This is a genomic window from Geodermatophilus sp. FMUSA9-8, assembly GCF_037034165.1.
GTDB lineage: Bacteria > Actinomycetota > Actinomycetes > Mycobacteriales > Geodermatophilaceae > Geodermatophilus > Geodermatophilus nigrescens.
Window position 1 is genome coordinate 185,615 of sequence record NZ_JBAGKE010000003.1, and the last position, 26,831, is coordinate 212,445.

Consider the following 26,831-nt stretch of genomic DNA (forward strand, 5'->3'; position numbering starts at 1 on the left):
GGAGCACCGGTGGGCCGCCGCGGGGGTCCCGCGACGGCCCACCGGGCTCACCCCGTCAGCCGACCGGGTGGTCGGCCACGTAGGACGGCGTGCCCGCCGTGGACTGGCTCACCGGTGCGCCCACGTCGTTGACCACGTGCCGGATGACCCCGACGGTGGTCGCGTCGAGGTGCACGGTCAGCACGTGGTGCAGCCGCACCCCGGGCGTCTCGGGCACCTCGAACCCGCTCTCGGTCACGATCGGGCCCGCGTTGCGCAGGTAGTCGTAGACCCCGCCGCCGTAGAGCTCGTGCCGCTGCACGTCGTCGGCCACCTTGTAGCCCGGGTAGCCGAGCGTGCCGTCGGGCTGGGTCCACTCCGCCTGCGACGGCGGGTCGTAGGGCAGCTCGTTCTGGTACAGCACCGTGGTGCCGTCCTCGCCGTTCCAGATCGTGTTGAACGTCTGGAAGTGCTCCACGAACAGCCCGGTCGCGGTCACCCGGTCGCCGTTGACCTCCGCGCCCACCCGGCCGGTGTTCGTGCGCCACCGGTCGGTGTCGCCGAGGTAGCCGGCGGTGAAGGGCTCGAGACCGTGGTCGGCGCGCCACACCCACGTGTGGTCGATCAGCACGTCGTCGCTGTTGACCTCGAGCGCGGTGTCCACCTTGCCGACGTGCGGGCCGCCGACGCGGAAGTAGACGTCGGACAGCGTCGTCGGGTCGGCCGCGTCGGACCGCCCGCCGTTGCCGTTCGGCTTGCCGACCTGCAGCAGCGCCGGCGACTCGACGGTGCCGGCGTCGATGGTCACGCCGGCCACGACCACGCCGGGGACGTCGGCGACCGTCATCGGCACCGCACCCCGGGCGGCGGTCAGCGTCGCGTGGCCGATGCCGAGCACCACGGTGCCCGCGCGCTTGACGTCGATGCTGCGCGCGATGTCGTACACGCCGGGCGTGAGCAGCAGGTGCCCGCCGCGGGCCAGGTGGTTGTTGATCTCCTGCACCGGCGTCGACGGCGTCGCCACGAGGAACTCGCCGATCGGGATGGTGCGCCCCGTCGTCGTCCCCTCGTCCCAGCTCACCCCGCGGGTGTCCTGCCGGGCCGCGGGCACCCGGACGTTCCACCGGCCGTCGTCGCCGACGAACAGGTAGGGCTTCTCCCGGCTGACCGGGGTGGTGTCCAGCGTGGTGTACGGCGGGTTCGGGAAGCCCGCCTCCGACGGCGCGCCCTCGACGCCGGCGAACACCTGGTTCCACACGCCGTTGGACCAGGAGGCGAGCGAGCTGTTGCGGGTCAGCCACTGCTGCTGCGAGCCGTTGACGACGTCGCCGAAGGCCGAGTCGGCGATGAACCCGCCGCTGGCGTACTGCGGGCCGGCGGTGCAGTAGTCCATCAGCGACAGCGTGCCGCCGGTGACCTGCACCCGGCGCAGCGAGACCGCCTGGGAGACCGCCCAGAAGTTGGCGGTGGAGCGGCAGCCGTCCTGGCCGGCGGCGTTCACGTCGACGGTCAGGTTGGACACGGTGCGCCAGAAGTTGTTCAGCGCGATGCAGTTGCTGGTGCCGCCGCCGTCGAGGCAGCGGTTGTAGCTCTCGACCTTGCCGTTGATGACCACGTCGGAGGGCTGCTCGCCCAGGCCGGCGATCTCGGTGTAGTAGCCGACCTTGATCTGCAGCGGCTGCTCGTCGGTGCCGTACGTGCCGGGGCGGAAGAGGTAGGCGTAGCGCTCGGTGCCCATCTCGTTGTCGCGCTGGCGCTCCCAGGTGGCGTCGAGCGTCGCCTGGATCTGGCTGACGGGCATGGACGGGTCGAAGACCGTGACGTTCTGCCCGAGGGCCGGCGCGGTCGGGCTGGTGGCGGGCGGCGGGGCGGCGGTGGCCACGCCCGCGGCGAGGGGCGAGACGGACAGGGCCGTCGCGACCGCGAGGGCGGCGCCGAGGCGGCGCCGGGCGGGAGAGGGAGCTGCTGGCTGCACGGACGTCCTCATCGTCGAGGGTGTACGCACGGTGTGACTGCTGTCACGGTGCGGTCACAACGTAGACGATCCCGTCTCGCCTGCCACTCCCCGCCCGGCTCAGGTGGCGGACAGCAGCTCCCGGTCGGCGGGCGCCGCTGCGGGCAGCGGCTCGTGGTCGTGCGCCGGCGCCGGCTGCGGCCGGCCGAAGAGGTAGCCCTGCGCGTGGGAGCAGGCCAGGTCGCCCAGCAGTGCGTGCTGCTCGCTGGTCTCCACGCCCTCCGCGACGACCTCCAGGCTCAGGCTGCGGGCCAGCTCGATGATCGAGGCCACCAGCGTCGTCGAGCGGCCCTCGGAGCCGAGGTCCTGCACGAAGCTGCGGTCGATCTTCACGATGTCGGCGGGCAGCCGGCGCAGGTAGGACAGGCTGGAGTAGCCGGTGCCGAAGTCGTCGATGGCGATCCGCACGCCCAGCTCCCGCAGCTCCGCCAGCTGGCCGACCACCTGGTCGACGTCGCGCAGGAGCACGCCCTCGGTGACCTCGAGCGTCAGCTGCCCGGCGGGCAGGCCGGCGGCGGCGAGCACCCGGGAGACGGTCCCGACGACGTCGTCGTCGGCGAGCTGGCGCGGCGAGAGGTTGACGGCGATGCCGATCGGCCGGCCCGACTCCGCCGTCCACGCGGCGGCCTGCCGGACCGCCCGCTCGAGCACCCACCGGCCGATCCCGACGATCGAGCCGGACTCCTCGGCGAGCGGCACGAACTCCGCCGGCGGCACCAGCCCCCGCTCGGGGTGCTGCCAGCGCACCAGCGCCTCGTAGCCGGTGGTGACGCCGTCGGCCAGGGAGATCGTGGGCTGGTAGTGGACGGTCAGCTGGCCCGCGGCCGCGGCGACGGCGAGGTCCTCGACCATCGCGGCCTTGTCCTCGGCGGCCTGCGCCATGCCCGGCGAGTAGCGGACCAGGCGGTTCTTGCCGAGCGTCTTGGCCCGGTACATCGCCAGGTCGGCGTTGCGCAGCAGCGTGCCGGGCCGCCGGTCGCCCGCGGTCGCGGTGTCGGCCACCCCGATGCTCACGTGCACCGACAGCGGCCGGCCGCCGACGTCCACCGGCTCGGCCAGCGACGCCAGCACCCGCTCGCCGACCCGCGCGGCGACGTCGGCGCCGCCGTCGACGACGACGGCGAACTCGTCGCCGCCGAGCCGCGCGACGGCGTCCGAGGGCCGGGTGCTGGCGCGCAGCCGCTCGGCGATGGCGGTCAGCAGCTGGTCCCCGGCGGCGTGGCCGCGGGTGTCGTTGACGTCCTTGAAGTCGTCCAGGTCGAGGAACAGCACGCTGACCGGGCCGGGGCGGGCGGCCAGCAGCCGCTCGGTCAGCTCGAGCAGCAGCGTGCGGTTGGCCAGGCCGGTGAGCGGGTCGTGGAGGCCCTGCTGCTCGTTGAGCCGCCAGGAGGCGAGGTGCGCCAGGCTCGCGGCCAGCACGAACACCCCGTGCACGACGGCCCACAGCCACGGGTCGTGCTGCGCGGAGGCGTGCCCGAAGACCTCGTGCGGGAACAGCGCGCCGAGCGCGCCGTGGTGGAGGACGACGACGGCCAGCGCCAGCCCGAAGGGCCACCAGTCCTGGTAGAGCGAGACCACCCCGACGACGACGAAGAAGGCGAAGTGCGCCTCGGTCAGGCCGTCCATCACGTGCACCAGCAGCGCGCAGGCGACGAGCAGGCTGAGGGAGGTCCCGGCGGCGCGCATCCGGCGGCCGGCCCCGGGCAGCAGGCTGAACGACAGCGGGTACAGCGTCAGCGCCACCGAGACGAGCACCTCGACGGCCGATCCACCGCGAGCCCAGGAGAGCAGGGCCAGACCGGCCGCCGAGAGCACCGACAGCCGCAGGATCATCGCGTGCCGGCGCTGCCAGATCTCGTCGGGCAGCAGCCGGCCCTCGGGGAGCAGGGCGCGGACACGGGCGAGCACGCGGGGGGCCATGCGCTCCCATCGGCACGACCGGTCGTGCACGACAGGATCGATCTCGTTCCGCTCCCCCGTCCGGGGTGGGCGGCGCTCAGCCGGTCGTGACCGGCTCCGCCCGGGGCGCGGGGACCGCCACCGGCGCCGCCGGCACGTCGTGCGCCGGCTGCGGGCGGCCGAACAGGTGCCCCTGCGCGTGCGAGCAGGCGAGGTCGCCGAGCAGGGCGTGCTGCCGGGCGGTCTCCACGCCCTCCGCGACCACCTCCAGGCCGAGGCTGCGGGCCAGCTCGATCATCGAGGCCACGAGCGTCGTGGAGCGGCCGTCGCTGCCGAGCTCGGCGACGAAGCTGCGGTCGATCTTCAGGACGTCGGCGGGCAGCCGGCGCAGGTAGGCCATGCTCGAGTAGCCGGTGCCGAAGTCGTCGATGGCGATCCGCACGCCGAGCTCCCGCAGCGCCGCGAGCCTGCCGACGACGCGGTCGACGTCGCGCAGCAGGACGCCCTCGGTCACCTCCAGCGTCAGCTGACCCGCGGGCAGGCCGGCGTCGGCCAGGGTCGCGGCCACCAGGGCGACGACGCCGTCGTCGTCGAGCTGGCGCGGCGAGAGGTTGACCGCCATGCCGACCGGCCGTCCTCCCTCCGCCGACCAGGCCGCCGCCTGGCGGACCGCCTGCTCGAGCACCCAGGCACCGATCTCGACCACCTGCCCGCCGGCCTCGGCCTGCGGGATGAACTCCGCCGGCGGCACCAGGCCGCGGGTGGGGTGGTGCCAGCGCACCAGCGCCTCGTAGCCGGTGGTGCGCCCGTCGGAGAGGTCGACCGTCGGCTGGTAGTGCACCTCCAACTGCCCCGACGACGTCGCCAGCGACAGGTCGGCCAGCAGGTCGACCTCGTCCTGGGCCGCCTCGGCCATCCCCGGCAGGTAGCGCACCAGCCGGTTCTTGCCGAGCGACTTGGCCCGGTACATGGCGAGGTCGGCGTTGCGCAGCAGCGTGCCGGGCCGCCGGTCGCCGGCGGTGGCGGTGTCGGCGACGCCGATGCTCACGTGCACGGCCAACGGCCGGCCGCCGATGTCGATCGGCTCGGCCAGCGCCGCGAGCACCCGCTCGCCGACGGCGGCGGCCTCGTCGGCGTCGCCGTCGACCACCACGGCGAACTCGTCGCCGCCCAGGCGCCCCACCTCGTCGTCCTCCCGGGTGCACGTCCGCAGCCGCTCGGCGATCGTGACCAGCAGCTCGTCGCCCGCGGCGTGGCCGCGGGTGTCGTTGACGTCCTTGAAGTCGTCGAGGTCGAGGAACAGCACGCTCACCTGGCCGCCGCGGCGGGCCAGCCGCGCGACGATGCCCTGCACCAGGCGGGTGCGGTTGGCGAGGCCCGTGAGCGGGTCGTGCAGGCCCTGCCGCTCGTTGAGCCGCCAGGAGGCGAGGTTGGCCAGGCTCGCGGCCAGCACGAAGCCGCCGTGGACCACGGCCCACAGCCAGGGGTGGCGGTGGGCGGCGACGTGGTCGAACACGGAGTGCGGGAAGAGCGTGCCGACGGCGCCGTGGTGCAGCACGACGACCGCCAGCGCCAGGCCGAACGGGAGCCGGTCCTGGTACAGCGACACCAGGCCGACGACGACGAAGAAGTGGAAGTGCGCCTCGGTCAGCCCGCCCGAGACGTGCACCAGGAGCACCGACGTCGCCAGCAGGCTCGCCGTCGTGCCGGCCGCGCGCAGCGTGCGGGACGCGCCCGGCAGCAGGCAGAACGACAGCGGGTAGGCCGCCGCCGCGGACGCCGCCAGCGCCGCCGCCGGTGACCAGTCCCGGAGCAGCGCGAGCACGCCGATCGCCACCGCCTGCACCGCGGCGAGGCGCAGGAGCACCGTGTGCCGCCGCTGCCAGACCTCGTCGGGCAGCGGCCGGCCCTCGGGGAGCCAGCGGCGGAGGCGGCCGAGCACGGGGACGTCCATGGGACAGCTATCGGCGCGTTTCCACACCGGATCAGTTCCGTTCCGCTCCGCTCACCCCGCGGGGTGAGCGGAGCGGAACGAGGCCGTGCGCAACAGCCCGCCGGCACCGGGTAGGACGGCGCCGTGCGAGCCATCACCTACACCCGGCCCGGCGGTCCCGAGGTCCTCGAGCTGACCGACCGCCCCACCCCGCAGCCCGGTCCCGGCGAGGTGCTCGTGCGCCTCGCGCGGGCCGGCGTGAACCCGACCGACTGGAAGTCCCGCGCCGGCACCCAGCCCGGCCCCGACGGGCAGGTCCCGGGCCAGGACGGCGCCGGCACCGTGGAGGCGGTCGGCCAGGGCGTCGACGCCGCGGTGACCGGCCAGGCCGTGTGGGTGTGGGAGGCCGCCTGGCAGCGCCCGTGGGGCACCGCCGCCGAGTACACCGTCGTGCCGCTGCGCCAGGCGGTGCTGCTCGGGCCCGACCCCTCGTTCGAGCTCGGCGCGGCCCTCGGCATCCCGTTCCTGACCGCGCACCGCTGCCTGACCCTCGGCGAGTCCGTGCCCGACCGGGTCGGCCCCGGCTCGCTCACCGGCCGCACGGTGCTGGTGCAGGGCGGCGCGGGCGCCGTGGGCAACGCCGCGATCCAGCTCGCCCGCTGGGCCGACGCCACGGTCATCGCCACGGTGAGCAGCCCGCGCAAGGCCCAGCTGGCGGCCGCGGCCGGCGCCTCGCACGTCGTCGACTACCGGCAGCAGGACGTCGTCGCCGAGGTCCGGAAGGTGGCCCCGAGGGGCGTGGACGTCGTCGTGGAGGTGTCGGCGGCCCGCAACGCCGCCGTCGACGCGCAGGTCGTCGGCATGCACGCCGCGGTGGCCATGTACGCCGACGACGGCGGCGCCGAGGTGACCATCCCGGTGCGCGCGCAGATGGCCCCGAACGCCCGGTGGAACTTCGTGCTCGTCTACACCGAGCCCGAGCGCGCCAAGGTCATCGGCGTCGAGGACGTCAACGCCGCGGTGCTCGACGGCGCCGTGCGGGTGGGCGAGGACGCCGGCCTGCCGCTGCACGTCTTCCCGCTGGCCGAGACCGCGCAGGCGCACCGGGCGGTGCAGGACGGGATCACCGGGAAGGTGCTCGTCGACGTGACCGCCTGATCAGGCGGGCGTCATCGAGGGCAGGCGCTCGGTCCGCTCCGCCACCCGCCAGGCGGCGTGGGCGGGCAGGGCGCGGCTCCACGCCTCGCCGTCGTCGGTGCGCCGCCCGTCGCCGTGCAGCGGGGTGCCGCCGCGGGCGTGCTGCACGCCGTAGGCGACCTGGACGAGCTTGGTGCCCACGCCGCGCCGGCGGGCGGCCGGGCCGACGTAGACCTGGTGCACCAGGCCCGGCCCGGTCCACCAGCGCAGGGCGGCCACCTGCTCCTCGCCGCGGACCCCGGCGCGGCGGGCCTCCGCCGCGGTGAGCAGCGTGCCGTCGGCGAAGCGGGCGTCGGAGAAGGCGACGAGCGTCGTGGCCGGCGGGGCGGCCGCCGGCTCGGGCAGCTCGACGTACCAGAGCAGCGGCGCGGTGGGCATCGCCACCTGCACCGACCGGACGCGGTCCCCGGCGGCGTCGGCGCGCACCAGGAGCTGCCAGCCGCCGGGCAGGCGGCCGTCGGGCAGGTCGACGACGCTGCCGGCGGGGAAGGCGTCGCCGAGGACGGCGGCCAGCATCCGCTGCGCCGGCGAGCCCGGCTCCCCCTCGACGGGGAGCCGGGCCCACCAGCCGGTGCGCGGACCGTCAGGCACGGCGGGCGCGGCGCCGCAGTGCGCCGATGAGCAGCACCACCACGGCGACGAAGAGGACGCCGAAGCCCCACAGCGTCAGCTCGGAGCCGCCGCCGGTGGTCTCGAGCGCGGGCTCGTCGACGGCGTCGGCGACCGGCGCGGGCGAGGTGCCGCCGCCCGATCCCGTGCCGAGCGTCCGCCCGCCCGCGGCCGCGGCACCGGACGCGCCGTCCGCCACCCCGGAGGTGTCGCCGGGGACGTCGCCGGCGGTGCCGGCCGTGCCGCCGGTCGCGGTCCGCCCGGTCCCGGCCGGCGCGGCGGCCGCGGTGCCGGCGTCGCCACCCGCGGGGGCGGTGCCGGTGCCCGCGGTGCCGGGCGTCGTGCCGGTGGTCGGCCCGGTGCCGGTGGTGGTCCCGGTGCCGCCGGTGGTGGTCCCGGTGCCGGTCCCGTCGGGGGCGCCCGTGTCGCTCCCCGTGGAGCCGGTGTCCCCACCGGTCGACCCGGTGTCCCCGCCGGTCGACCCGGTGTCCCCGCCGGTCGACCCGGTGTCCCCACCGGTCGACCCGGTGTCCCCGCCCGTGGAGGTGTCGCCGCCCGTCGACCCGGTGTCCCCACCGCCCGGCACGGGGACCGTCCCGCCGTCGCCGGCGGTGCCCCCGCCCGACGAACCGGTGTCGCCCCGGGGCGTCCGGGTCAGCGAGCGCGCCGCGGCCAGGGGCAGCGACGGGTCCGCCGGGACCGTGACGGTGACGGCCGTGTCGGCGTCGAAGCCGGCCGGGGCGTCGCCCGGCTGCAGCGTCCACGCGGAGCCCGGGAGGAAGTACCCGGAGTGGACCAGGACGCCCTCGGCGTCGCTCGTCTCCGTGCCGAGGTCCGCGCCGCCGGTGGCGGAGGCCGGCACGGGCTCGCCGTCCTCGCCGGGGACCGTCGTCCGCGCCGGGTAGCCGGTCCCGGTGAGCGCGTAGGCGGCACCCTCCACCGGCAGCTCGTCGTCGCCGTCGGGGGTGGAGACGGTCGTGGTGAGGGCGGTGCGGAAGACCGACTCGACGGGCGCGTCCACGGTGGCGCCGGGCAGGCAGTCCGGGTCCCCGTCCCCGAGGACGGTCAGCCAGAAGTCGGGTTGGCAGATGCCGACGGTGCCCAGGACGAGGTCCGCCGGGTCGGCGAACCCGGTCCCCGCCCCGGTGACGACCGCCTCGTAGACGCCGCTGACGAGGAGATCCGCCTCCGGCGTGACCCAGAGCCCGGTCATGGTCGCCGCGACCGTGCAGGTGCCCTCCAGGTCGGTGGTGCAGGACGCCGACCAGTCGGTCCCGTCCACGGCGGTGAGCGTGACGGTCGTGCCGGACAGGTCGAGGTCGGCGGGCACGGGCCCGTCGGGCGCGACGGTGAACGTGACGTCCTTGCCGGTGCCGAAGACGGGGACGATCGGCTCCGGACCGGGCTCGGGCGCCGGCTCCGGCGTGGGATCCGGCGTCGGCTCGGTCGTGGGCACCGTCGGCGCGGGGACGACGGGCTGGGTGGCGTTGCCGTTGCCGTTGGCCGCGCCGTTGCCCCCCGGGACCGAGTCGCCGACACCCTGGCCGTTCGTCGCGCCCTGGCCCGAGCCGCCGGCGCCGCCGGTCCCCTGCCCGTTGCCGTTCCCGCCCCCCGTGCCGGGAACCGGGTTGAACGGGAGCGCCGTGTCGGCCGGCCTGTTCTGCCCGGGCGCGTTGCCGTTGTTCGCGCCGCCGTTGCCGTTGCCGTTGCCCGCGCCCTTGTCCGGGCCCGCCAGCGCGGGGCCGGCGGTCGCGCCGGCCACCACCACCAGTCCCAGGCCGAGGGCGGCACCGCGGGAGGCGCCGCGGCGCCACGGGGATCGAGCGAGCTGGGCGGGCATGGGGTCTCCTGACGCGGTCTCCTGCGACCGTCGTCAGGAGCCGGACGGAGGGTGCCGCGCGCCCCGGCGCCGACAGCCCTGGGAGACCCGACACGCCGCCACGACCTGCGGCGACGTCCCGTCGTTCCCACCGGTCACTCGGGCCGGACGTGACCGTCCGGGTCCGGCGGACCGCTCAGCCGGCGGACGGCTCCGGCATCGGCAGCGCGAGACCGGTGCCGGCGACGACGTCGAGGTCGGCGGTGTCGCCGTCCCCGCCGTCCACCCAGGAGGACTCCACGATCGTCACCACGGTGCCGGCGACGGAGCTGGCGTACTCGGCGCCGGAGAGCTCCCCGGGCCCGCCGGGGTAGCGCACGCCCTCGCGCAGCAGGTCGCTGACGTTGCCGCTGCCGTTGGTGTCGGCGAGCGCGCGCAGCTGGCGGGCGGCCGCAGCGTCGCCCATGTCGACCGTCGACACCGACACGACGACGTCGCGGCCCTCGACGTCGGTCGACCACAGGGCCCGGGCCAGCCCGGCGCAGTCGGTGGACTCGAAGAAGGTGGCGACGTCGCCGTACGCGTTGCCGAGGCAGGTGTCGGCCGTCTGCACCTGCTGCAGGACGTAGGTGCGCCCGTCCTGGACGCTGGTGGCCCCCGGCGTCGGCCCGGTCGCCGTGGGGGTGGCCGGCGCGCTGGTCGGGGCGGGCGGCTCCTGCGCGGCGGCGTCGCCGTCCCCGCCGCCGGTGAGGCCGACGACGAGCCCGACGAGCACCGCGACGACGACCAGGCCGGCGACGGCGAGCAGGGCCAGCCGGCGGCGGTCGGACGGCGGGCGGTCCCGCGGGCCGGCGAGCGGGGCCGGCGGCGGCGCGGCGGGCGCGGCCGGGACGGCGTGCGGCCAGCCGCCACCGGGCGGCCCGGTCGGGTCGTCGGCGAACAGGCCGCCGAGCCCGCCGGTGTGGTCGGCGGGCTGCTCGGGCGCGGGAGCGGGTGCGGGTGCCGGGACGGCGGCGCCGGACTGCACGGCGGGCGCGTCGAAGCGGGCGGTGGCCGGCGCCGCGGGGGGCGGGACGGGCGCGGCGGAGGGCGCCGAGGGAGGCGCGAGGGGTCCGTCGGGCGCCGGCGCCAGCCCTGCGGCGGCGGCCCGCGCCGCGGCCTCCTCGTCGGCGCGGATGGCGGCGGCGGCCACGGCCGCGGCGGCCACCGGGTCGACCAGGGGCCCGCCGGGCGCCCGCGCCGGAGTGGGCGCCGGGACGGCCGGAGGCGGCGCGGGGGTGGACGGGGCGGGCGGAGCCGCCTGGGAGGCGCCCGCCGCGGAGGCCGCCATCGCCGCCGGGGCCAGCAGCTCGCGGCGGCGCAGGACGTACGGCGAGTACGGGAAGCCCTCGCCGTTGAGCTCCTCGACCGTGGGCCCGCGGCCCTCGTAGCCCAGCGCGGACAGCGCGGCGCGCACGTCGGCGGTGGTCCACAGCCGCGGGTTGTCCACGCCGGCGTAGCGGGCGGCGCGGGAGATGCCGAGCAGCAGCGAGCGCGACTCGAGGAGCGCCACCTGGTCGCCGTCGCCGAGGTCGCCGTCGGCGGGCACGAGGCCGGTGAGGTCGCCGACGAGCACCGTGAGCCGGGCGATCCGCCCCGGCTCCAGCCCGGCGCGGCGCAGCCGCACGGCGGCGTCCATCCCGGCGCGCATGAGGCCGTCGAGCGGCGTGGAACCGCCCCCGGCGATGTGCAGCACCTCGCCGGGGCCGGCGCCCGGGCCGATCGTCCAGGAGCCCTCCGGCGTCGCGGTGACCACGCCGCCCTGGCGGACCTCGGCCACCCGGACGACGGCCACGCCCTCGGGCACGAAGAGCACGGCGTCGGAGATGCGGCGCTCCATCGGCCCGTCGACGACGGGGAGCGAGGCGACGACGGCGCCGCGCACCGCGCCCCCGCGGTCCCAGCGGGCAAGCTCGGCGAACAGTGCGCGCTCCCCCGCCGTCTGCGGCGGCACGGGGGTCAGGGGCAGCACGGGGTCCTCCGGGGAACGGGTGGGGTGCGCGGGCGCACGGGCGCGGCGCGGACCGGGGACGGGCCCGCACGGGCGTCCGCGACCGACGCTACGTCATGTGACGGGACGGTCCGGGACGTCAGCGGGTCGGCGCGCCGCCCAGGGCCGGTGCCGGCTCGGTGGCGCGGCCGGGCTCGACCGGCTCCCGCCAGGTGGCCAGCCAGCGGCTGCGGGCGACCAGGTCCACCGCCGTCCACAGCGCCGTGAAGGTGGCGAGGACCAGCGCGATCGACTCCCAGGACCAGTTCCACGGCGGCAGCAGCCCGGCCGCGTCCTGCAGCCGGCCCGCGGCGTAGACCGCCGCGGCCGTGGCCGGGGCCGCGCTCCAGCCGGGCAGCCGGAAGGTGACGGCGAGGTCGATGCAGACCGCCCCGACGAGCAGCACCAGGGGCAGCACCGACGGCGGGAAGTCCAGCGCCACGAGGCCCAGCCACATCACGGCGCGGTAGGCGAGGTAGACCCCGGCGACCGTGGTGGCGGTCCAGCGCAGGCCGACGACCTTCCGCGCGACGACGAGCGAGAGCAGCCCGGCGCACAGCAACCACGCCGGGTGCACCCAGGAGGGCACCGGCAGCATGAACATCGTGGGCGTCTGGCCCTGGGAGGCGGCGAAGTCCAGCAGCTGCTGCTCGGCCGTCGTCTCCCCCGCCTCGTAGGCGCGCAGCGACAGGACGCCGTACTCCTGGTGCTGGTTCGGGAAGACGACGTTCTCGGCGAAGAACAGCCACAGCCCCAGCGACACCAGGTCACGGACCCGGCCCGGCGCCGCGTACAGCCACCAGGCGCGGATCGCGCCGGCGAGCATGATCGCCGTGCCGATGTAGAGCAGCGCGTGGCTCGGGCTCCAGCTGGTGATGTCGAGCCCGTTGATGCGGTGGTTGAGGATGTCGATCGGGATGGCCACCAGGAAGGTGGCGATGCCGGCCTGCATGAGCCGCAGGGCGCGGCGGTCGACGCCGTAGCCGGTGTAGCTGTGGAACACCACCAGCGCGATGACCACCGCGGTGCCCGCCGAGTTGAGCAGGTGCGGGGGCGCCAGGTCGTCGCGCAGCCACTTGAAGTGCCAGGACACGTCCCAGGACGAGCCGAGCATCTTGAGCAGGAACGCGCCGAGCCAGGCGGTGTAGATCCAGCGCAGCTCCTGCTGGGTGGTCCCGCGCCCGGGCCGGCCGGGCGTCATGTAGGCCGGCCACAGCCAGCGCAGCAGCGCGACCGGGTGCCGGAGCCCGGCACCCAGGGAGCCCGGTGCCGGCGGCACGGTCCGGGCAGGCGCGGAGGGGGCGGGTCGGGGCACGACGGGACTCCCAGGGAAGCGGGTCGGGATGGGCCGAGGCTACCGGCGCGGACGGCGGATTCCGACCCCTCGAGTGGCACCGGTGTGCCGCGTGCGGTAGACGGCGGACGCACGGGACGGCCGGGACGGAGGGGACGCCGCGGCGGAGGCGACGTAGGGTCGGTCGCCGTGGCGGACAACGGCGGGCACCTGGTCTGGATCGACTGCGAGATGACCGGGCTGGACCTCGGCCGTGACAAGCTCATCGAGGTCGCCGTCGTCGTGACCGACTCCGAGCTCAACGTCCTCGACCCCGGCCTGGACCTGGTGATCTCCGCCGACGACGCCGACCTGGAGGGCATGGCCGACGTCGTCACGGAGATGCACGCGAAGTCGGGGCTGACCGAGGCGGTGCGCGCCTCCACCCTCACCGTCGCCGAGGCCGAGCAGCAGGTGCTGGCCTACGTGAAGCGGTGGGTGCCCGAGCGGCGCACCGCCCCCCTGTGCGGCAACTCGATCGGCACCGACCGCGGCTTCCTCGCCCGCGACATGCCCGAGCTCGACGACCACCTGCACTACCGGATGGTCGACGTCAGCTCGATCAAGGAGCTGGCCCGCCGCTGGTTCCCGCGGGTGTACTTCGCCCAGCCGCCCAAGGGCCTCGCGCACCGGGCGCTGGCCGACATCATCGAGTCGATCCGCGAGCTGGCCTACTACCGGCGGACGCTGTTCGTCGACGCCCCGGGCCCGTCGACGTCGCAGGCGCAGCGCGCGGCGGGCGAGGTCACCGGCGCCTTCGCCGGCGTCCTGGGCGCCGCCGACGCCACCCCGCCGGCCCCCGCGGCCGGCGCCACACCCCCGGCCGCGACGGAGGGCTGACCGCCTCCGGTATCCTCGACCTGCTCCCCGGCACCGCACGGTCCCGGGAGTGCGCGCGGTGGGTGTAGCTCAGCTGGTAGAGCACCAGGTTGTGATCCTGGGTGTCGCGGGTTCGAGCCCCGTCACTCACCCCACGCGGTGGAGGCCCTGGTCGGTTCGCTGACCAGGGCCTTCATCCGTTCCGGCGCCGTTCACGACGGCGATCGGCACCCGGGTGCCCCCTCGATTGGGGGGCAGATCGGGGGGCAGTGGCGGGGCGACTGCGCAGCGACTCCCGCTGCGCACCGTGCGGCCGGTCCTTCCCGACCGACCGCACGGAGCACACCCCATGTCCCTCAAGCCCCCCAGCCTGTGGATCGAGCAGCGCGGCCGCCAGCACCGCGTGTACTGGCGCACCGGCGTTGCCGGCCTGCCCGCCCGGTCCTACCTGCCCTTCTACGGCCGCGCCGAGGCCGAGCGGTTCGTCGGCATGGCCGGCCTGCTCGGCCTGGACACCGCCCGCCGCGTCCTCGACACCGAGGATCCCCAGATCGCCGCGGCGCTGCTGCAGGCCGCGCTCGCCGAGCGCGGCCTCGCGCCGGCCGACCCGGCGCCGCCGCCGGCGCCCGACCGGCTGCCGCTGGCGCCCCTGGGGACGCCGCCGGCGTTCGCCGCGTCGGCCGACCCCCGGCTGACCGGGGTGACGTTCGGCACGCTGTGGCACACCTTCCTCGACCGCCAGCACCACGTGGAGGAGGGCACGCTCGCGGACTACACCAGCTACGGCATCTACCACCTGCTGCCCTTCTTCGGCGACACCGACATCGGCCTCATCCTGCGGACCAGGCCGCTGCGCGCCGCCGACGTCCCGGCCGGCGCCGTGTACATCGAGGACGGCTGGCTCAAGGAGATGCGCAAGAAGGAGCGGCGCAACAACGTCGGCCGGCCGATCGCCGGCACCTTCCTCAGCCACAAGTTCATCAACAACGTGCTCGACGTCCTGGGCCAGTGCTTCGACGTGGCCCTGTCCGAGCGCCCGCCGCTGCTGAACGACAACCCCGCCCGCGGCATCCGGCTGCCCAAGCACGACCGCCGCGACATGCACTTCCTCGACGACGCCGCCGCCTACGCCGCCCTCCGTGCCGCCATGCACGGCCACTTCCAGGTCCTGCTCGACTTCCTGGTGGGCACCGGTGCCCGCTACGGAGAGGCCGCCGGGCTGATGGTGCGCCACCTGCACCTGGACGCCGCCCGTCCCTACGTCGACATCCGGCTGGCGTTGAAGTGGCGCGGCAAGAAGTGGAAGCTCGGCCGGCCGAAGACCAGGGCGTCCATCCGCCGCATCCTGCTGCCGTCCCGCCTGGTCGAGGTGCTGCGCCCGCTGGTCGCCGGCAAGGGAGCCGACGACCACGTGTTCACGATGGTCGAGGGCGGGCCGCTGCACCACGGCAACTTCTTCAACCGGTACTGGAAGGAGGCCGTCAAGGCCGCCGGCGCCGGAGTGCCGAAGAAGATCCGCATCCACGACCTGCGGCACACGCACGCCTCCTGGCTGCTCTCCGCCGGCGTGGCGCCGCTGGTGGTCGCCGCCCGGCTCGGGCACAGCTCGGCCACCACCACGCAGAACGTCTACGGGCACATCACCGTCGAGGCCAACGACCAGGCCATCGACATCGTCGACGGCCGGCTGCCCGAGGTCCTCGCCCGCGACGACGAGGGCGCGACAGTCATCCAGCTCACCGAGGCGGAGCAGCGGCTGCCGGTGTTCGAGGACATCGACGACGAGGACGACGTCGCCGCCTGACATCGCGACGCGGCAGCGCCCCCGGTCCCCTCGGACCGGGGGCGCACCGGCCTGCAGGGCCAGGGGCGGAGCCGGCTCCAGGACCGCCACGCGGCAGCCCCACACGCACCATGCGACCCGCCAGGCGACAGGGGCACGGAGAACACAGTGACCCGGTGCCGCCGGGCCGCGGGCCTGCCGAGACGGGACACATGACGACGACGGCGTCCCGGTCGACCGCATCCGGCGCAGGCGAGCCGGCCCGGCTCGCCGCAGATGTCGCGGCCGCCGTGTCCGCCTTCGGCGCGGCTGTCACCCCGCGGCTGGCCACGCGGGTCGGCGAGCCGGAAGACCAGATGCGCGGCCCGCTGGAGGGCCTGCTGGACGCGACCGCGGCCTCGCTGGGCGTCCGGTTCTCGGCTGTCGGCGAGGCGTCCCTGGCCGACCTGCGGGTGCGCCCTGACTACGCCACGCTGGTCAACGGTGCCATCACCGGCTACGTCGAGGTCAAGCGTCCCGGGAAGGGCGCCGATCCGACGCGCTGGCCCGCGGGGGGCCACGACGGCGTGCAGTGGGCCAAGCTGCGGGCGCTGCCCAACGTCGTCTACACCGACGGGCAGCAGTGGGCGCTGTACCGCACCGGCGAGCGCGTCGGCGAGATCGTGACGCTGGTCGGCGACGTGCACGACGCTGGCGCGCACCTGAGCGTGGTGGACGACGGCCTCGCCCGGTTGCTGGCGGACTTCCTGCTGTGGAGCCCGGAGCGGCCGCGCACGATCCACCAGCTGGTCAACTCGGTCGCGCCGCTTACCCGGCTGCTGCGGGAGGAGGTCACCGACACCCTCGCTCGCGAGCAGCGCGTCGGCGACGGCCCCTTCACCCGGATCGCTCGGGACTGGCGTGCCCTGCTGTTCCCCGACGCCGACGATGCCGCCTTCGCCGACCAGTACGCCCAGGCGGTCACCTTCGCGCTGCTGCTCGCGCGTACCGAGGACATCGACTTCGCCGGCAAGTCCGTGGACGGCATCGCCCGCGAGCTCGGCCGCACGCACTCGCTGCTGGGCAAGGCCCTCGCGGTGCTCACCGACGAGACGATCGGCGTGCTGACCGTCACTCTGGACACTCTGGTGCGGGTCATCGGGGTGGTCGACTTCGGCCGGTTCGCCCACCACCGCGCCGACCCCTACCTCCACCTGTACGAGCACTTCCTCGCCGTCTACGACCCGGAGCTGCGCAAGCTCACCGGCTCCTACTACACCCCGCCGGCGGTGGTCACGGCGATGACCCGGCTGACCGACGAGGTGCTACGCACCCGACTCGGCCGCACCGCCGGCCTGGCTGACCCGACGGTGACCATCGTCGACCCGGCGATGGGCACCGGGGCCTACGTCCTCGACGTCCTGGAGACCGTCGCCGACACGGCCCGCGCCCAGCAGGGCCCGGGGGCGGTCCCCGCTCAGCTCAAGGACGCCGCCGCCCGCATCGTCGGGGTGGAGAAGCAGACCGGCCCGTTCGCCGTCGCCGAGCTCCGGGTCGCCGAGACCCTGCGCCGCCACGGCGCCACCGCCCCGCCCGGCGGCGTACGGCTCTACGTCGCCGACACCCTGGACAACCCGTTCGCCGAGCAGGCCCGTCTGGCCGCCACCCTGGACCCCATCGCGGTCTCCCGCCGCCACGCCAACAGGATGAAGGCTGAGGAGCCCGTCGTCGTGGTCCTCGGCAATCCCCCGTACCGGGAGCGCGCGAAGGGCTCCGGCGGCTTCATCGAGGAAGGTGCCCCGAACACCGCCCAGTGGACGACGCCGCCGCTGGCGGCCTTCCGGGAGCCCGGCAACGGCCTGGCCGAGTACGTGCTGAGCAACCTGTACGTGTACTTCTGGCGGTGGGCCACCTGGAAGGTCTTCGACGCCCACCCCGACAGCGGCGACGGCGTCATCTGCTTCATCACCACCTCCGGCTACCTCAAGGGCCCCGGGTTCGCCGGCATGCGCCGCTACCTGCGGGCGCACGCCTCCGAGGGTTGGATCATCGACGGCACCCCGGAGGGCCACCAGCCCGAGGTGAACACCCGCATCTTCGGCGGCGTACAGCAGCCGGTGGCGATCGGCCTGTTCGTCCGGCGCGGCGACACCGACCCGGACACCCCCGCGGCGGTGCACTACCGGGCGCTGCACGGCCGTCAGTCGGAGAAGTTCGACGAGCTCAAGGCGCTCAGCATCGACGACCCGGACGTCTGGGAGACCTGCCCGACGGAGTGGACCGCGCCGTTCCTGCCGGCCGGCGGCGATGAGTGGGCGGCCAGCCCCGCGCTGGGTGACCTGTTCTCGTGGCACAGCCCCGGGGTCAAGCCCAACCGGACCTGGGTCTACGCACCGCTGGCCGACACGCTGCACGACCGGTGGCGCACCCTGGTCACCGCGCCGGACGCCGAGAAGCCGGCGCTGTTCCGAGAGTCGCGCGACGCGACCCTGACCCGTGCCAAGCCGGGGCTTCCGGGCTTCCCGCACCCGGCACGACCCGTGGCGGACGAGGGCGGCGCCTGCTTGTCCCCCGTACCGGTCGCCTACCGATCCTTCGACGTCCAGTACCTCGTCCCGGACGACCGCATCCTCTCGACGCCGCGCACCGACCTGTGGCGGGTCCGGGGCGACCACCAGCTGTACATCACCGAGTTGCACTCCGAGGCCATCCGGCCGGGGCCGGCGCTGACCTTCACGGCGCACACACCCGACAACGACCACTACAAGGGCAGTGCGGGTGGTCGGGTCCTGCCGCTGTACGCCTCGTCGGGCACCGACCGGCCGAACGTGGCACCGGGCCTGCTGGAGCTGCTCGGCGAGAGCCTCGGGGCACCGGTGGCGCCGGAGGACCTGGTCGCCTACGTCGCCGCGGTGACCGCGCACCCTGCGTTCACCGCCCGCTTCGCCGAGGACCTCCGCACCCCCGGCATCCGGGTGCCGCTCACCGCCGACTCGGAGGTGTGGTCGACGGCCGTCGCCATCGGTCGACGGGTGCTGTGGCTGCACACCCGCGGCGAGCGCATGGCCGACGCGTCGGCGGGTCGGCCGGCCGGTCCGCCGCGGAACCCCGACGAGGTTGCGCGGCCGAAGGTGCTCGTCGCCATCCCGGACACCTCGGAGGGGATGCCGGACGACATCAGCTACGACCCGGTCACGCGGGTGCTGTGCATCGGCGCCGGCCGCATCGGCCCGGTCGCGCCGGCGGTGTGGGAGTACCAGGTGTCGGGGATGCACGTGCTGCGGAAGTGGTTCGGCTACCGGCGGGCGACCCGGCCGAAGACCCGCGGGGAGCAGTCCGCGCTCGACGACCTCCGCCCGACCTCGTGGCCGGCGGCGTACACCACGGACCTGCTGCAGCTGCTCGAGGTGCTGACGTTGGTCACGGGGATGGAGCCGGAGCAGGCGCAGGTGCTGGACCTGGTCATGGCCGGCCCGCGCATCAGCGTGGCGACGCTGACCGCGGCGGGCGTCCTGCCGGTGCCGGTGGAGCGGCGCACCCTGCCGAAGGCGCCGCCTGAGTCGGCGTCGCCGGCTGAGGACCTGCTGCCCGGGGTCTGACGTCGGGGTACCGCCTTCCCCGCCGCCTCACCTCGTCGGGTGTGTCGGCAGGCCGCCAGCAAGCGCCTCCTCCCTCCGTGGTTGTGCGGGTTATGCGGGTTCCGTGGGGGCCGCACCTACCCGGGGGGAGGGTCGTCGACCGGAGGGTCTACGCGGATCGCCGCCGCACGGCCCACACAGCCCGCAGAACCCGCACAACCACGGACGGGATGCCGCGGACGGCCGGCGCTACCGCGCGACCGAGCCGCTGATCACGGACGGGTGCACCGCGTACTGGCGCGACGGCCGGCGGCCGCCCCGCGGGCCGGGAGGTGGGGGCGGGAGGGGGCTCAGCCACCCGAAGCTGACGAGGAGCGCCAGCGGAGCGTCGAGGTCGGTGGTCTTGCGGAGGCCGCCGTTCCGCAGGGCGTCGAACGCGTCGCGGTGGCTGAACCGGGTGCAGCCCTTGCGCTCGGCCCAGTCGAGGACGCGCTGTGCGGTGCGCAGCGTGTCGTCCGCTCCCATCACGTCGAAGGCGGCGAGCGCGTGGTGGATGAAGAACCACGCCAGCTGCACCGCGCCGCGCATCGTCGTGCCGCCGATGGCGACCGTGGCCCACTGCTCCGGCGGCAGGTACATCAGGTGCAGCAGGGCAGCGATGCGGGCCGTGTGCCCGGCGAGCTTGGCGATCCAGCCGCCGAGGCTCGCCAGGTCCTCGTCGGGGCGCAGCCGGGGCTCGATCTGCCTGCGGAAGTCGTTGAGCACCGCGAGGCCCTCGGCGTCCACCCGCAGCAGCATCGGCGGCTTGCCGGGGTCGGGCAGCAGGGCCCGTGCGATCGCCGCGACCTGCTCGTCGTAGCGCGCCCGCACGTCCCCCGGCACCAGGGGCGTCTCGATCTCCCGCCAGCCGACCAGGCTGGGCGGCAGGCAGTACAGGAAGCGCGCCGTCAGCCCGCGGCCGCGCAGCTGGGCGTTGCCGCCCAGCTGCTCGAGCACCGCTGGCTGCACTGCCACGCCGATCGTCATCGTCGCCCGGGTGATCGTCTCGTCCCGCTCCCGGCGGTTGACCTGCAGCTCGCCGCCGTCGTGGGCCTTCAGGTAGACGTCGAGGTTCGCCTTGTCCCCGTACTGGCCGGCCATCTGCGTGAAGATGGCGGCCTCGTCGGAGAGCACCGCCAGCCGGCCCCCGTGCTTCTTCAGCAGCGAGGTCAGCTCCTCCGGCGTGGCGTCGTCGACCAGCAGCCGCGGGTCGATCGGCACGGTCACCGCGTCGGCCGCCATCCGGGCGCTGACGGCCTGCTCGACCGCCTCCGGTGTCGCCTCCCGCGCGGCGGTCCGCTCGGCACGCTCGGCGATGTCCTCAAAGATCCGCTTGCGCGCCGCGCCGGCCTGGATCAGCGGCTGCACCTCCTCCCGCAGCGCGGCCGCGACCTTCTTCACCGGCGCGGTCATGCGGCGGAACACCGGGCTCTTCGCGGACCCCGGGGCCATCGCCACCGCCAGGTACAGGTGGACCGGCTCCGTCCAGTCCCGCCGGATCTCCACCTCCACCGATCCGGTGGCGGCAGCCGAGATGACACCCAGCGCGAGCATCGCCGGCAGGTCCTGGGGCACCTGCACGTCGGCCGCGGTAGCGCACACCATCTGCGCGAGCCAGCCGGGGAAGACACCCACGGGGAAGGCCGGCAACTGGGAGACGGAGCGCAGCGGGGTCGGTGCCGGCCAGTCGGCGACGCAGTCGGGCTCGATCACGGTTCATGTCCCTTGTTCCGCCGGGGCGGCCTCCGGGCGTCTCCCGGCGACCGGGTGATCCCGGACGGCGGTGAAGGTCCGAGAACGTCGCCGGACGGCAATCAGGCCCGTGGCCCTCCGGCGACCGCGTCGGCGGTCGACGTCATGGGAGCGAGGCGAGGCCGGGCGTCAGCAGTCGGTCGCTGGTGCTACCGACTTGGCCTGATGCCTGGCCCGCCCACGGTCGTGGCCATGACCACCGCCTCGTCCCAGGCCTTCCTGACGCGCATCGCGCGGCTGCGCGAGCTCGACCGCGCTTCCTTCGACGATCAGGTGCTCGCGGGGCAACCCCTGTGGCTGGGGCTGGCCGTCACCGAGGCCTCGAAGGCGGAGATCGCCGGCACGGAGCGCGCCCAGGCCGCCTTGAGCTGCGGAAACGATGAAGCGAGGCGGTCTCCGCAAGTCCCGCACTGAGTGCCCGGTCTCGCACCTGCGGCCGAGGTGATTGCGTCCGTCGGGTCCGCCGTCACGGTCCCCTCCCCCACCACCGGAGGAGACCTCGATGAGCAGCCTGCTCGACCAGCACCACCCCGACGTGGCCGCCCTCGTCACCCAGATCCGCGCCGCGCTGCAGCCCTCCCCGACCGGCCCGGGGTCCTGCTCCGGCCGGTTCGAGCTCGCCCTGCTCCGGGTGTCGCACGAGAACCGGACGAAGTTCCAGGCCAACCTCGACACCGACCTCGACTGGCTGACCTGGGCACCGGAAGCGGCCTGGGTGAAGTCGCACGTCACCGACGTCGAGGTCTTCCGCGCCGGCCCCGCCGGCGACCGGCTGCGCGCCGGCATCGGCGTCCACCCCCTGTACGCGCCCGGGTCCGAGCGGCTGATCGGCGGATGGCTGGTGCGCGGCTCGTGGATCTTCGTCTTCCTGCTGTCGTCGGCGGCGAAGGTCGACCTGCCCCGCGGCCGCAACGCCGCCACCGAGGTCATCAAGGCCTTCCTGCTGGCCGTCGCCCACCAGGATCCGCACGACCCGACCGGCCGGCCGATCCTGCGGGCGCACGCGCTCGACCGCATCCTGCGCAACGAGGGCTTCGCCTGGGAGATCTACACCACGCTCACCCAGACCTACGCGCTCGTCGACGCCGCCGGGCGCCCCTTCGACGCACTCCAACCGAACGCGAAGGACGAGTGGACGCTCATCACCTTCGGCGCGGCCCGCGGCCGCGACGACACCGCCCGCCGGTTCCTCGTCAACCGACTCAACCGCGCCCGCAGCGGCAACTGGCCGGGCAACGAAGCGGGTCTCCCCCGCGGCTTCGGCGCGTCGGCTGACCCCGACGCTGAGGGCCGCTACAACCTGCACCCCACCGGCGAGCAGCGGCACGTCAGCCGCCCCCAGCCCGATCCGCAGCAGCGGTGGGCGGTGCAGACGATCGCCGCGGTCTACGACCGCCCCGGCATCCGCACCTTTGCCGCCGCCGCGAAGGCGTGCGGCCAGCTGGGCATCACCTCCCGCGGCGTCGACGAGCGCGGACAGACCATCGACAAGCTCAGCGACCTGGCCAGCGCCGGCCGCCTCCTGCTCACCCCGGTCAAGATCCGCGCCTACTGCACCGGCCTCCTCGCCCACACCGAGACCGGCGTGACCCCCGGGCAGTTCAGCCCCGGCGACCGGCACCAGCTGACCCCGCGCTTCCCGGGCGACGCCCTCGGCGCGGTCACCTACGACATCCGCGTGGGGCGCCCCGAGGACCACGGGTGGAGCTGGGACGTCGAGCCGGCCCGCTGGGCTCGGATCCTGCGCAAGTTCTGGCTGCCGGACACCTTCGAGCCGGACGGCTGGGCGTGGACCGACCCGGCCGACCGCTGGGACTGGCAGCAGATCCTGGCGGCCGCCGAGCGCGCGCAGCCCGCCCAGCCGCGCGGCCGCGACGCCGACGGCGGCGCGCACCGCCCGTTCTCCGGGATGATGCGCTGGAGCGACGGAACACACCGCCACCTGCTGCACTGCCGGGCCCAGGCCGCCGAAGCCGAGCGGTACGAGTGGCGCCGGGAGGCCCACACCGACGCCCGCCGCTCGGAGGCCACCGGCGCGCCGTACAGCATGCGCGACGTCGACGGCGAGTCGATGAGCAGCTGGACCGTGGCCGAGTTCCACACGCGGTGGTCGGGACTGGCGCTCGAGCTCTACGAGCAGCTGATCGCCGACGAGCCGGCGCTGGCCCAGACCCGGCTCCTGCCGCCGCCCGACGCCCTCACCGTGCCGGACTCCGGAACGGAAGCGGCAAGCGATGCCCACCACCGCGCCATCGCCCGGCTGCGTGCGCAGGTCAAGGAGCGTCGAGACGACGCCGACGCGCTGCGGCTGTCCGCCTCCCGGCGCCTGCGCGCCGGCGACGAGCGGGCCGCCGACAACTACGACCGCCAGGCCACCGAGGCGGACGTGGAGGCCGAGCGGCTGAACGCTGAGGCCGACCGGCTCGCCGCCGCGCCGCCGCCTCCGGCGGTCCCGGTCGCACCGCCGAAGGCGGACTTCGGCACACCTGCGGCCGTGCTCGCCGGGCTGACCGGGCCGTACACGACTGGGCCGGCGCCGGCGGCCTTCCGGGACGCGCTCCGCGAGGTCGGTGCGGCGGACACGCGGCTGGACCTCGTCGACGCGGCCACCGTGCGCATGACCGTCACCGTCCGGGTCCGCCGCGACGACGGAGCCCTCGCCAGCAAGACCGGCAGCACGTTGCTGCGCCGCAGCCGGCCGCACACCGGCACGAAGGCCGGGCGCAAGCGCCGCGAAGCGGCGTACAACGCCCTCACCCGCCGCTGGTACTACCAGGGCATCGGCGTCGAGGAGATGCTCGCGCTCTCCGGCAGCGACAACGCCAAGTACGCCCGCCGCATGATGCGGGAGCACCTCGTCGCCGGCACCCCCGCCGCCGCGCCTGCAGGTGCGGCGTCCGCCCGGCCGCTGCCGAGCCAGGGGCTGCAGGCCGCCATCGCCGGCCACCCGGCAGCGGCCGCGCGAGCCGCGGTCTGGTGCCGTCTCCACCCCGAGGACCCGCTGCCCCCCGCGGTCGACCCGGACTGGGCCGAGTTCGTCGCCGACACCTACCAGCTCACCGCGACTTGGACGACCCGAAGCCCCCACCTCGACCACCGGGCCGACCACCGCCAGGACGCCGTCACGGTCCTCTCCGCGCTGCCCGACCCGACGGTCGCCGTGCCGGTCGCCCACCTCGCCGCCCTCATGGGCATCAAGGTCACCTACCTGACCACCATCAGCACCGAGCTGCGGCGCGGCGGGCACGTCGTCCCGGCGACGCTGGTCCGGCCCGGCGGCTGGTCTGGCAAGGGATCGAGCACCCTGCCCCTCACCGACCGCACCGTGGCCCTCCCCCGCTGCCCGTGGCCGGACTGCCCCTCCCCGGTCGCCACCGGCGTCCTGCTCCTCCCCGAACTGGTCCTCGGCAGCGACACCACGGTCCTCTGCCGGACGTGCCTGCGGCCGCCGACCCGCAACCAGCGCTTCCCGGCGGCCTACGGGACGCTGCTGGAGGACCGTCCGGTGCGCACTGGCGCCTGGGCTCACTGCGCCGGTCACGGATGTGTCCTGGACCTCGGCGCCGGCGCCGGGGTGCTCTGGCGATGGGACGACACCCCCTCATCGCAGGAGACCCGTCACGTGCAGTGCACCCCGGGCAGGCGCATGTAGGCCACCGCCTCAGCAGCCTGACCGAGAGCCCTCACAGGCCGAACTGCCTGTGGGGGCTCTCGTCCTGCCCGCTGTCAGGCGTCGACGGGGCTCGCGGAACCCCACGAAGGCGAATGCCGGCGCACCAGGGAGCGGCACGGTGCGGCCGCGGTGCCGGCAGCGGTGCCGTCCTCGCCGGCGGGTCGCCGGCCGGGCCCGTGGAGGCTCCCGTGTTCTTCATCCCCGTCGGCACCCGTGGTGCGCATGTCATGGTCTGCGACACGGAGTGCCTGAACGCCGTGCGCGACCGCCTGCCCGTCGAGGAGACCCTGGCGCTTTCGACGACGCTGGTGTGCGCGACCTGCTACGCGTGCTCGCTGACCGTGGAGGGGACGCACTGCCCCTGCGCGCGCCTCGAGGTCAGCTGCTGCGCGCCGTCCTGGCTGCTCAGCGCCCAGTCCCGCCTGGCGGTCGACACGATCTACGAGGCCTGCGGGCCGACGGTCCTCAGCGACACCGACTGGGACCAGCTGGAGAGCTGGGCCGAGCAGGTGTGGAACGGCGGCGTCGTGGGCCTGCTGTGGGTCCGCGAACAGCAGCCGGACTCCGGCCGCTGAGAGGGGTTGCGGCTGGGGTCGCCGCAGCGACGGTCCCCGGCGGTGGACGAGCGCCACCCCGCGGGACATGCGGGGGGCCGTCCCCCGCGCCGCGCGACCCCAGGGGGTCCCGTGACACAACCCATCCACACCACCACCGCGCTGGCCAGGCGCAGCCTCGACCCGGCACACCGCCGCCGGGACCTGCACCGGCTGCTCACCTCGTGGTGGACGCTGAGCGCCCGCCTGCTCGCCGTCCAGGCGCACGGCGGCGCTGACGAGGCCGATGACCTCACCGACGCCCTCCGGGCCGTCGAGGAGGCGCTGGCCTCGCGGCACCCGCTGATGTGGGAGGCGGTGCAGACCGACCTGCTGCTGGTGATGCTCGACGCCGAGCACGCCGGCGACAGGTCGACGTCATCGCCCGGCTGCCTGGTCTGCCGCCGGCTGGCCGACGGCCTGCCGGACGGCGTCCGGCGGCTGGTCGGCCTGGAGCCGGCCCGATGACCGCCGTCCCGGTGCAGCGCGGGCGGCGCATCGAACCCGTCGCGGTGACCGATGACGCCGTGGAGATCTCGCACCTGCGGATCACCCACCCGGAGACGGTCGCCATCGCCCGGCGCGAGCTCGCTGAGCACGGGCCGGCCGCGCTGGCCGGCACCGTCACCGGCGCCGTCGTCGTCGGCATGGTGGCCACCGGGCTGCAACGCGGCACCGGTGACACCACCGCCGCGATGCAGCGGGTCCTCGCCGGCTTCGACGAGGCGATGCAGAACCGCGCCGCGGTCACCATCGCGCAGCTCGACGATCTGCTCGGCCGGGTCGACACCACTGAGCAGGCCGCCCGGGAGGCGGTCGCGGCGACGCTGGCCCAGCTTCCGGCTCAGGTGGAGCGCGGGTTGACCACGGCACTGGCCGCCGGCGCCGGCGACGTCCGCGAGGCCGTGCGGCAGGCCACCGCCACGGCGCAGGCCGAGGCGGTCACCGCCCTGGAGCGGGTGGTGGCGCTGCACAGCGAGCAGGTGCGCGCCGTCGTCTCCACCGAGAACCCGGGCTCACCCATCGCGGCGTTGCGGCGCGATCTGTCCGCTCAGGTGCAGGACGCCAGGCGCGAACTGACGGAGGGCATCGCGACCGTGCGCGCCCTGGTGCAGGCCCAGCAGGCCAGCCAGGCCGCGGCGACCAGGACCTCCGCCGCCATCGGCAGGGACTGGGAGGACAGCGTCGCCCTGGCCGTGGCCGGCTGGGTGCAGGCGACCGGCGACTGCGTCGAGCACATCGGATCGACGCCTGCACCGGGCAGCAGCACCCGCAAGACCGGGGACGTCCTCGTCCGCATCATGACTGGCGACCAGCCGGTGCTGGTCGTCGAGGCCAAGCACCGACAGCGGCGGGCGAGCATGCGTGCCTTCCGCGACGAGCTCGCCGAGGCCCGACGGGTCCGCGGCGCGCACGCCGCCCTCGCAGTCGTCCCCACTGCGGACCAGGTCCCCGGACCGCCCGGCAGCAGCTGGGCGCGCGTGGACACCGCCAGCTGGGTGGTAGCCGCGGAGGATCTACAGGTGATGAACCTGGTCCTCGGAGTGGTCCGCGAGCTCACCGTGCTGGCCGCCGCACAGACCGGCGCGGACCCCGCCGTCGACGTCGGCCGCGCCCGGACAGCCGTCGGGCACCTGCTCGACCTGCTGGCCCGCTTCGAGGACGTCAGCAAGCACGTGTCCACCGCGGAGAAGGCGCTGGCCAACATCCGCGGCACTGCCGACGGCCTCCGAGCCAGCCTGGCCGCGCAGGTTCAGGACGCCCATCGCGCCCTCACCGACGGCGCACCGCCGCAGTAACGCC

At 75.3% G+C, this 26,831-nt stretch carries 17 protein-coding genes and 1 tRNA gene; 10 read left to right on the forward strand and 8 right to left on the reverse strand.

Features of this window, described 5'->3' with window-relative positions; translation table 11 throughout:
• Window positions 1-55: 55 nt before the first annotated feature.
• From WA616_RS08035 to WA616_RS08045, 3 genes are all read right to left on the reverse strand, one after another.
• Window positions 56-1,966, reverse strand: coding sequence for a glycosyl hydrolase family 28-related protein (locus WA616_RS08035; protein WP_336028802.1), 1,911 nt, complete (start codon window positions 1,964-1,966; stop codon window positions 56-58).
• An 87-nt stretch (window positions 1,967-2,053) separates the two neighbouring features.
• Complete coding sequence (locus WA616_RS08040; RefSeq protein ID WP_336028803.1) at window positions 2,054-3,913, reverse strand: putative bifunctional diguanylate cyclase/phosphodiesterase; 1,860 nt, start codon at window positions 3,911-3,913, stop codon at window positions 2,054-2,056.
• Window positions 3,914-3,989: 76 nt separating this feature from the next.
• Complete coding sequence (locus WA616_RS08045) at window positions 3,990-5,846, reverse strand: putative bifunctional diguanylate cyclase/phosphodiesterase (RefSeq protein WP_336028804.1); 1,857 nt, start codon at window positions 5,844-5,846, stop codon at window positions 3,990-3,992.
• A gap of 123 nt (window positions 5,847-5,969) precedes the next feature.
• Between WA616_RS08045 and WA616_RS08050 the strand changes: the two genes are divergently transcribed.
• Window positions 5,970-6,983 (forward strand): NADPH:quinone reductase, encoded by a 1,014-nt coding sequence (locus WA616_RS08050; RefSeq protein ID WP_336028806.1) that lies wholly within the window; start codon window positions 5,970-5,972, stop codon window positions 6,981-6,983.
• On the opposite strand, the gene WA616_RS08055 is transcribed toward WA616_RS08050, so the two are convergent.
• From WA616_RS08055 to WA616_RS08070, 4 genes are all read right to left on the reverse strand, one after another.
• A complete protein-coding gene (locus tag WA616_RS08055) occupies window positions 6,984-7,613 on the reverse strand; it encodes a hypothetical protein (protein ID WP_336028808.1) in 630 nt (209 codons plus the stop codon). It lies immediately after the preceding gene.
• Window positions 7,606-9,471 carry a hypothetical protein gene (locus WA616_RS08060; protein ID WP_336028809.1) on the reverse strand — a complete coding sequence of 622 codons (1,866 nt, stop codon included), beginning with the start codon at window positions 9,469-9,471 and terminating at the stop codon, window positions 7,606-7,608. Before WA616_RS08060 ends, WA616_RS08055 begins: the two co-directional genes overlap by 8 nt.
• A 175-nt stretch (window positions 9,472-9,646) precedes the next feature.
• Entirely contained in the window at window positions 9,647-11,461 is a 1,815-nt protein-coding gene (locus tag WA616_RS08065; RefSeq protein WP_336028811.1) for a hypothetical protein, read from the reverse strand.
• A 118-nt stretch (window positions 11,462-11,579) separates the two neighbouring features.
• Window positions 11,580-12,794: a hypothetical protein gene (locus WA616_RS08070; RefSeq protein ID WP_336028812.1), complete on the reverse strand. Its 1,215-nt coding sequence runs from the start codon at window positions 12,792-12,794 to the stop codon at window positions 11,580-11,582.
• 168 nt (window positions 12,795-12,962) lie between these two features.
• On the opposite strand from WA616_RS08070, the gene orn reads away from it, so the two are divergent.
• The 4 genes from orn to WA616_RS08090 all read left to right on the forward strand — a co-directional run bounded on the left by orn (window position 12,963) and on the right by WA616_RS08090 (window position 18,992).
• Window positions 12,963-13,652, forward strand: coding sequence for an oligoribonuclease (gene orn / locus WA616_RS08075; RefSeq protein WP_336028814.1), 690 nt, complete (start codon window positions 12,963-12,965; stop codon window positions 13,650-13,652).
• A gap of 58 nt (window positions 13,653-13,710) precedes the next feature.
• Window positions 13,711-13,786: transfer RNA gene (locus WA616_RS08080), tRNA-His, on the forward strand.
• 194 nt (window positions 13,787-13,980) lie between these two features.
• On the forward strand, window positions 13,981-15,435 hold the full coding sequence (locus WA616_RS08085; protein WP_336028815.1) for a tyrosine-type recombinase/integrase: 1,455 nt from the start codon (window positions 13,981-13,983) through the stop codon (window positions 15,433-15,435).
• 191 nt (window positions 15,436-15,626) lie between these two features.
• Complete coding sequence (locus tag WA616_RS08090) at window positions 15,627-18,992, forward strand: type ISP restriction/modification enzyme (protein ID WP_336028817.1); 3,366 nt, start codon at window positions 15,627-15,629, stop codon at window positions 18,990-18,992.
• Window positions 18,993-19,220: 228 nt separating this feature from the next.
• Here the strand turns inward: WA616_RS08090 and WA616_RS08095 are convergent, their stop codons facing one another.
• Window positions 19,221-20,723, reverse strand: coding sequence for a YfjI family protein (locus tag WA616_RS08095; RefSeq protein WP_336028818.1), 1,503 nt, complete (start codon window positions 20,721-20,723; stop codon window positions 19,221-19,223).
• A 231-nt stretch (window positions 20,724-20,954) separates the two neighbouring features.
• Between WA616_RS08095 and WA616_RS08100 the strand changes: the two genes are divergently transcribed.
• From WA616_RS08100 to WA616_RS08120, 5 genes are all read left to right on the forward strand, one after another.
• Window positions 20,955-21,176, forward strand: a complete 222-nt coding sequence (locus WA616_RS08100) for a hypothetical protein (RefSeq protein ID WP_336028820.1) — start codon at window positions 20,955-20,957, stop codon at window positions 21,174-21,176.
• Between the two features lie 88 nt (window positions 21,177-21,264).
• Window positions 21,265-24,414, forward strand: coding sequence for a hypothetical protein (locus WA616_RS08105; protein WP_336028821.1), 3,150 nt, complete (start codon window positions 21,265-21,267; stop codon window positions 24,412-24,414).
• A 209-nt stretch (window positions 24,415-24,623) separates the two neighbouring features.
• Window positions 24,624-25,010: a hypothetical protein gene (locus WA616_RS08110; RefSeq protein ID WP_336028822.1), complete on the forward strand. Its 387-nt coding sequence runs from the start codon at window positions 24,624-24,626 to the stop codon at window positions 25,008-25,010.
• A 111-nt stretch (window positions 25,011-25,121) separates the two neighbouring features.
• Window positions 25,122-25,496 carry a hypothetical protein gene (locus WA616_RS08115; protein ID WP_336028824.1) on the forward strand — a complete coding sequence of 125 codons (375 nt, stop codon included), beginning with the start codon at window positions 25,122-25,124 and terminating at the stop codon, window positions 25,494-25,496.
• Window positions 25,493-26,827, forward strand: a complete 1,335-nt coding sequence (locus WA616_RS08120; protein ID WP_336028825.1) for a hypothetical protein — start codon at window positions 25,493-25,495, stop codon at window positions 26,825-26,827. The genes WA616_RS08115 and WA616_RS08120 overlap by 4 nt, the downstream gene beginning before the upstream one ends.
• The last annotated feature ends 4 nt before the right edge of the window (window positions 26,828-26,831 follow it).

Coding starts and splice junctions, on each gene's coding strand:
- WA616_RS08085 (WP_336028815.1), top strand. CDS start 13,981: ATGTCCCTCAAGCCCCCCAGCCTGTGGATCGAGCAGCGCGGCCGCCAG.
- WA616_RS08040 (WP_336028803.1), bottom strand. CDS start 3,913: ATGGCCCCCCGCGTGCTCGCCCGTGTCCGCGCCCTGCTCCCCGAGGGC.
- WA616_RS08120 (WP_336028825.1), top strand. CDS start 25,493: ATGACCGCCGTCCCGGTGCAGCGCGGGCGGCGCATCGAACCCGTCGCG.
- WA616_RS08090 (WP_336028817.1), top strand. CDS start 15,627: ATGACGACGACGGCGTCCCGGTCGACCGCATCCGGCGCAGGCGAGCCG.
- WA616_RS08105 (WP_336028821.1), top strand. CDS start 21,265: ATGAGCAGCCTGCTCGACCAGCACCACCCCGACGTGGCCGCCCTCGTC.
- WA616_RS08060 (WP_336028809.1), bottom strand. CDS start 9,471: ATGCCCGCCCAGCTCGCTCGATCCCCGTGGCGCCGCGGCGCCTCCCGC.
- WA616_RS08035 (WP_336028802.1), bottom strand. CDS start 1,966: ATGAGGACGTCCGTGCAGCCAGCAGCTCCCTCTCCCGCCCGGCGCCGC.
- WA616_RS08045 (WP_336028804.1), bottom strand. CDS start 5,846: ATGGACGTCCCCGTGCTCGGCCGCCTCCGCCGCTGGCTCCCCGAGGGC.
- WA616_RS08100 (WP_336028820.1), top strand. CDS start 20,955: ATGACCACCGCCTCGTCCCAGGCCTTCCTGACGCGCATCGCGCGGCTG.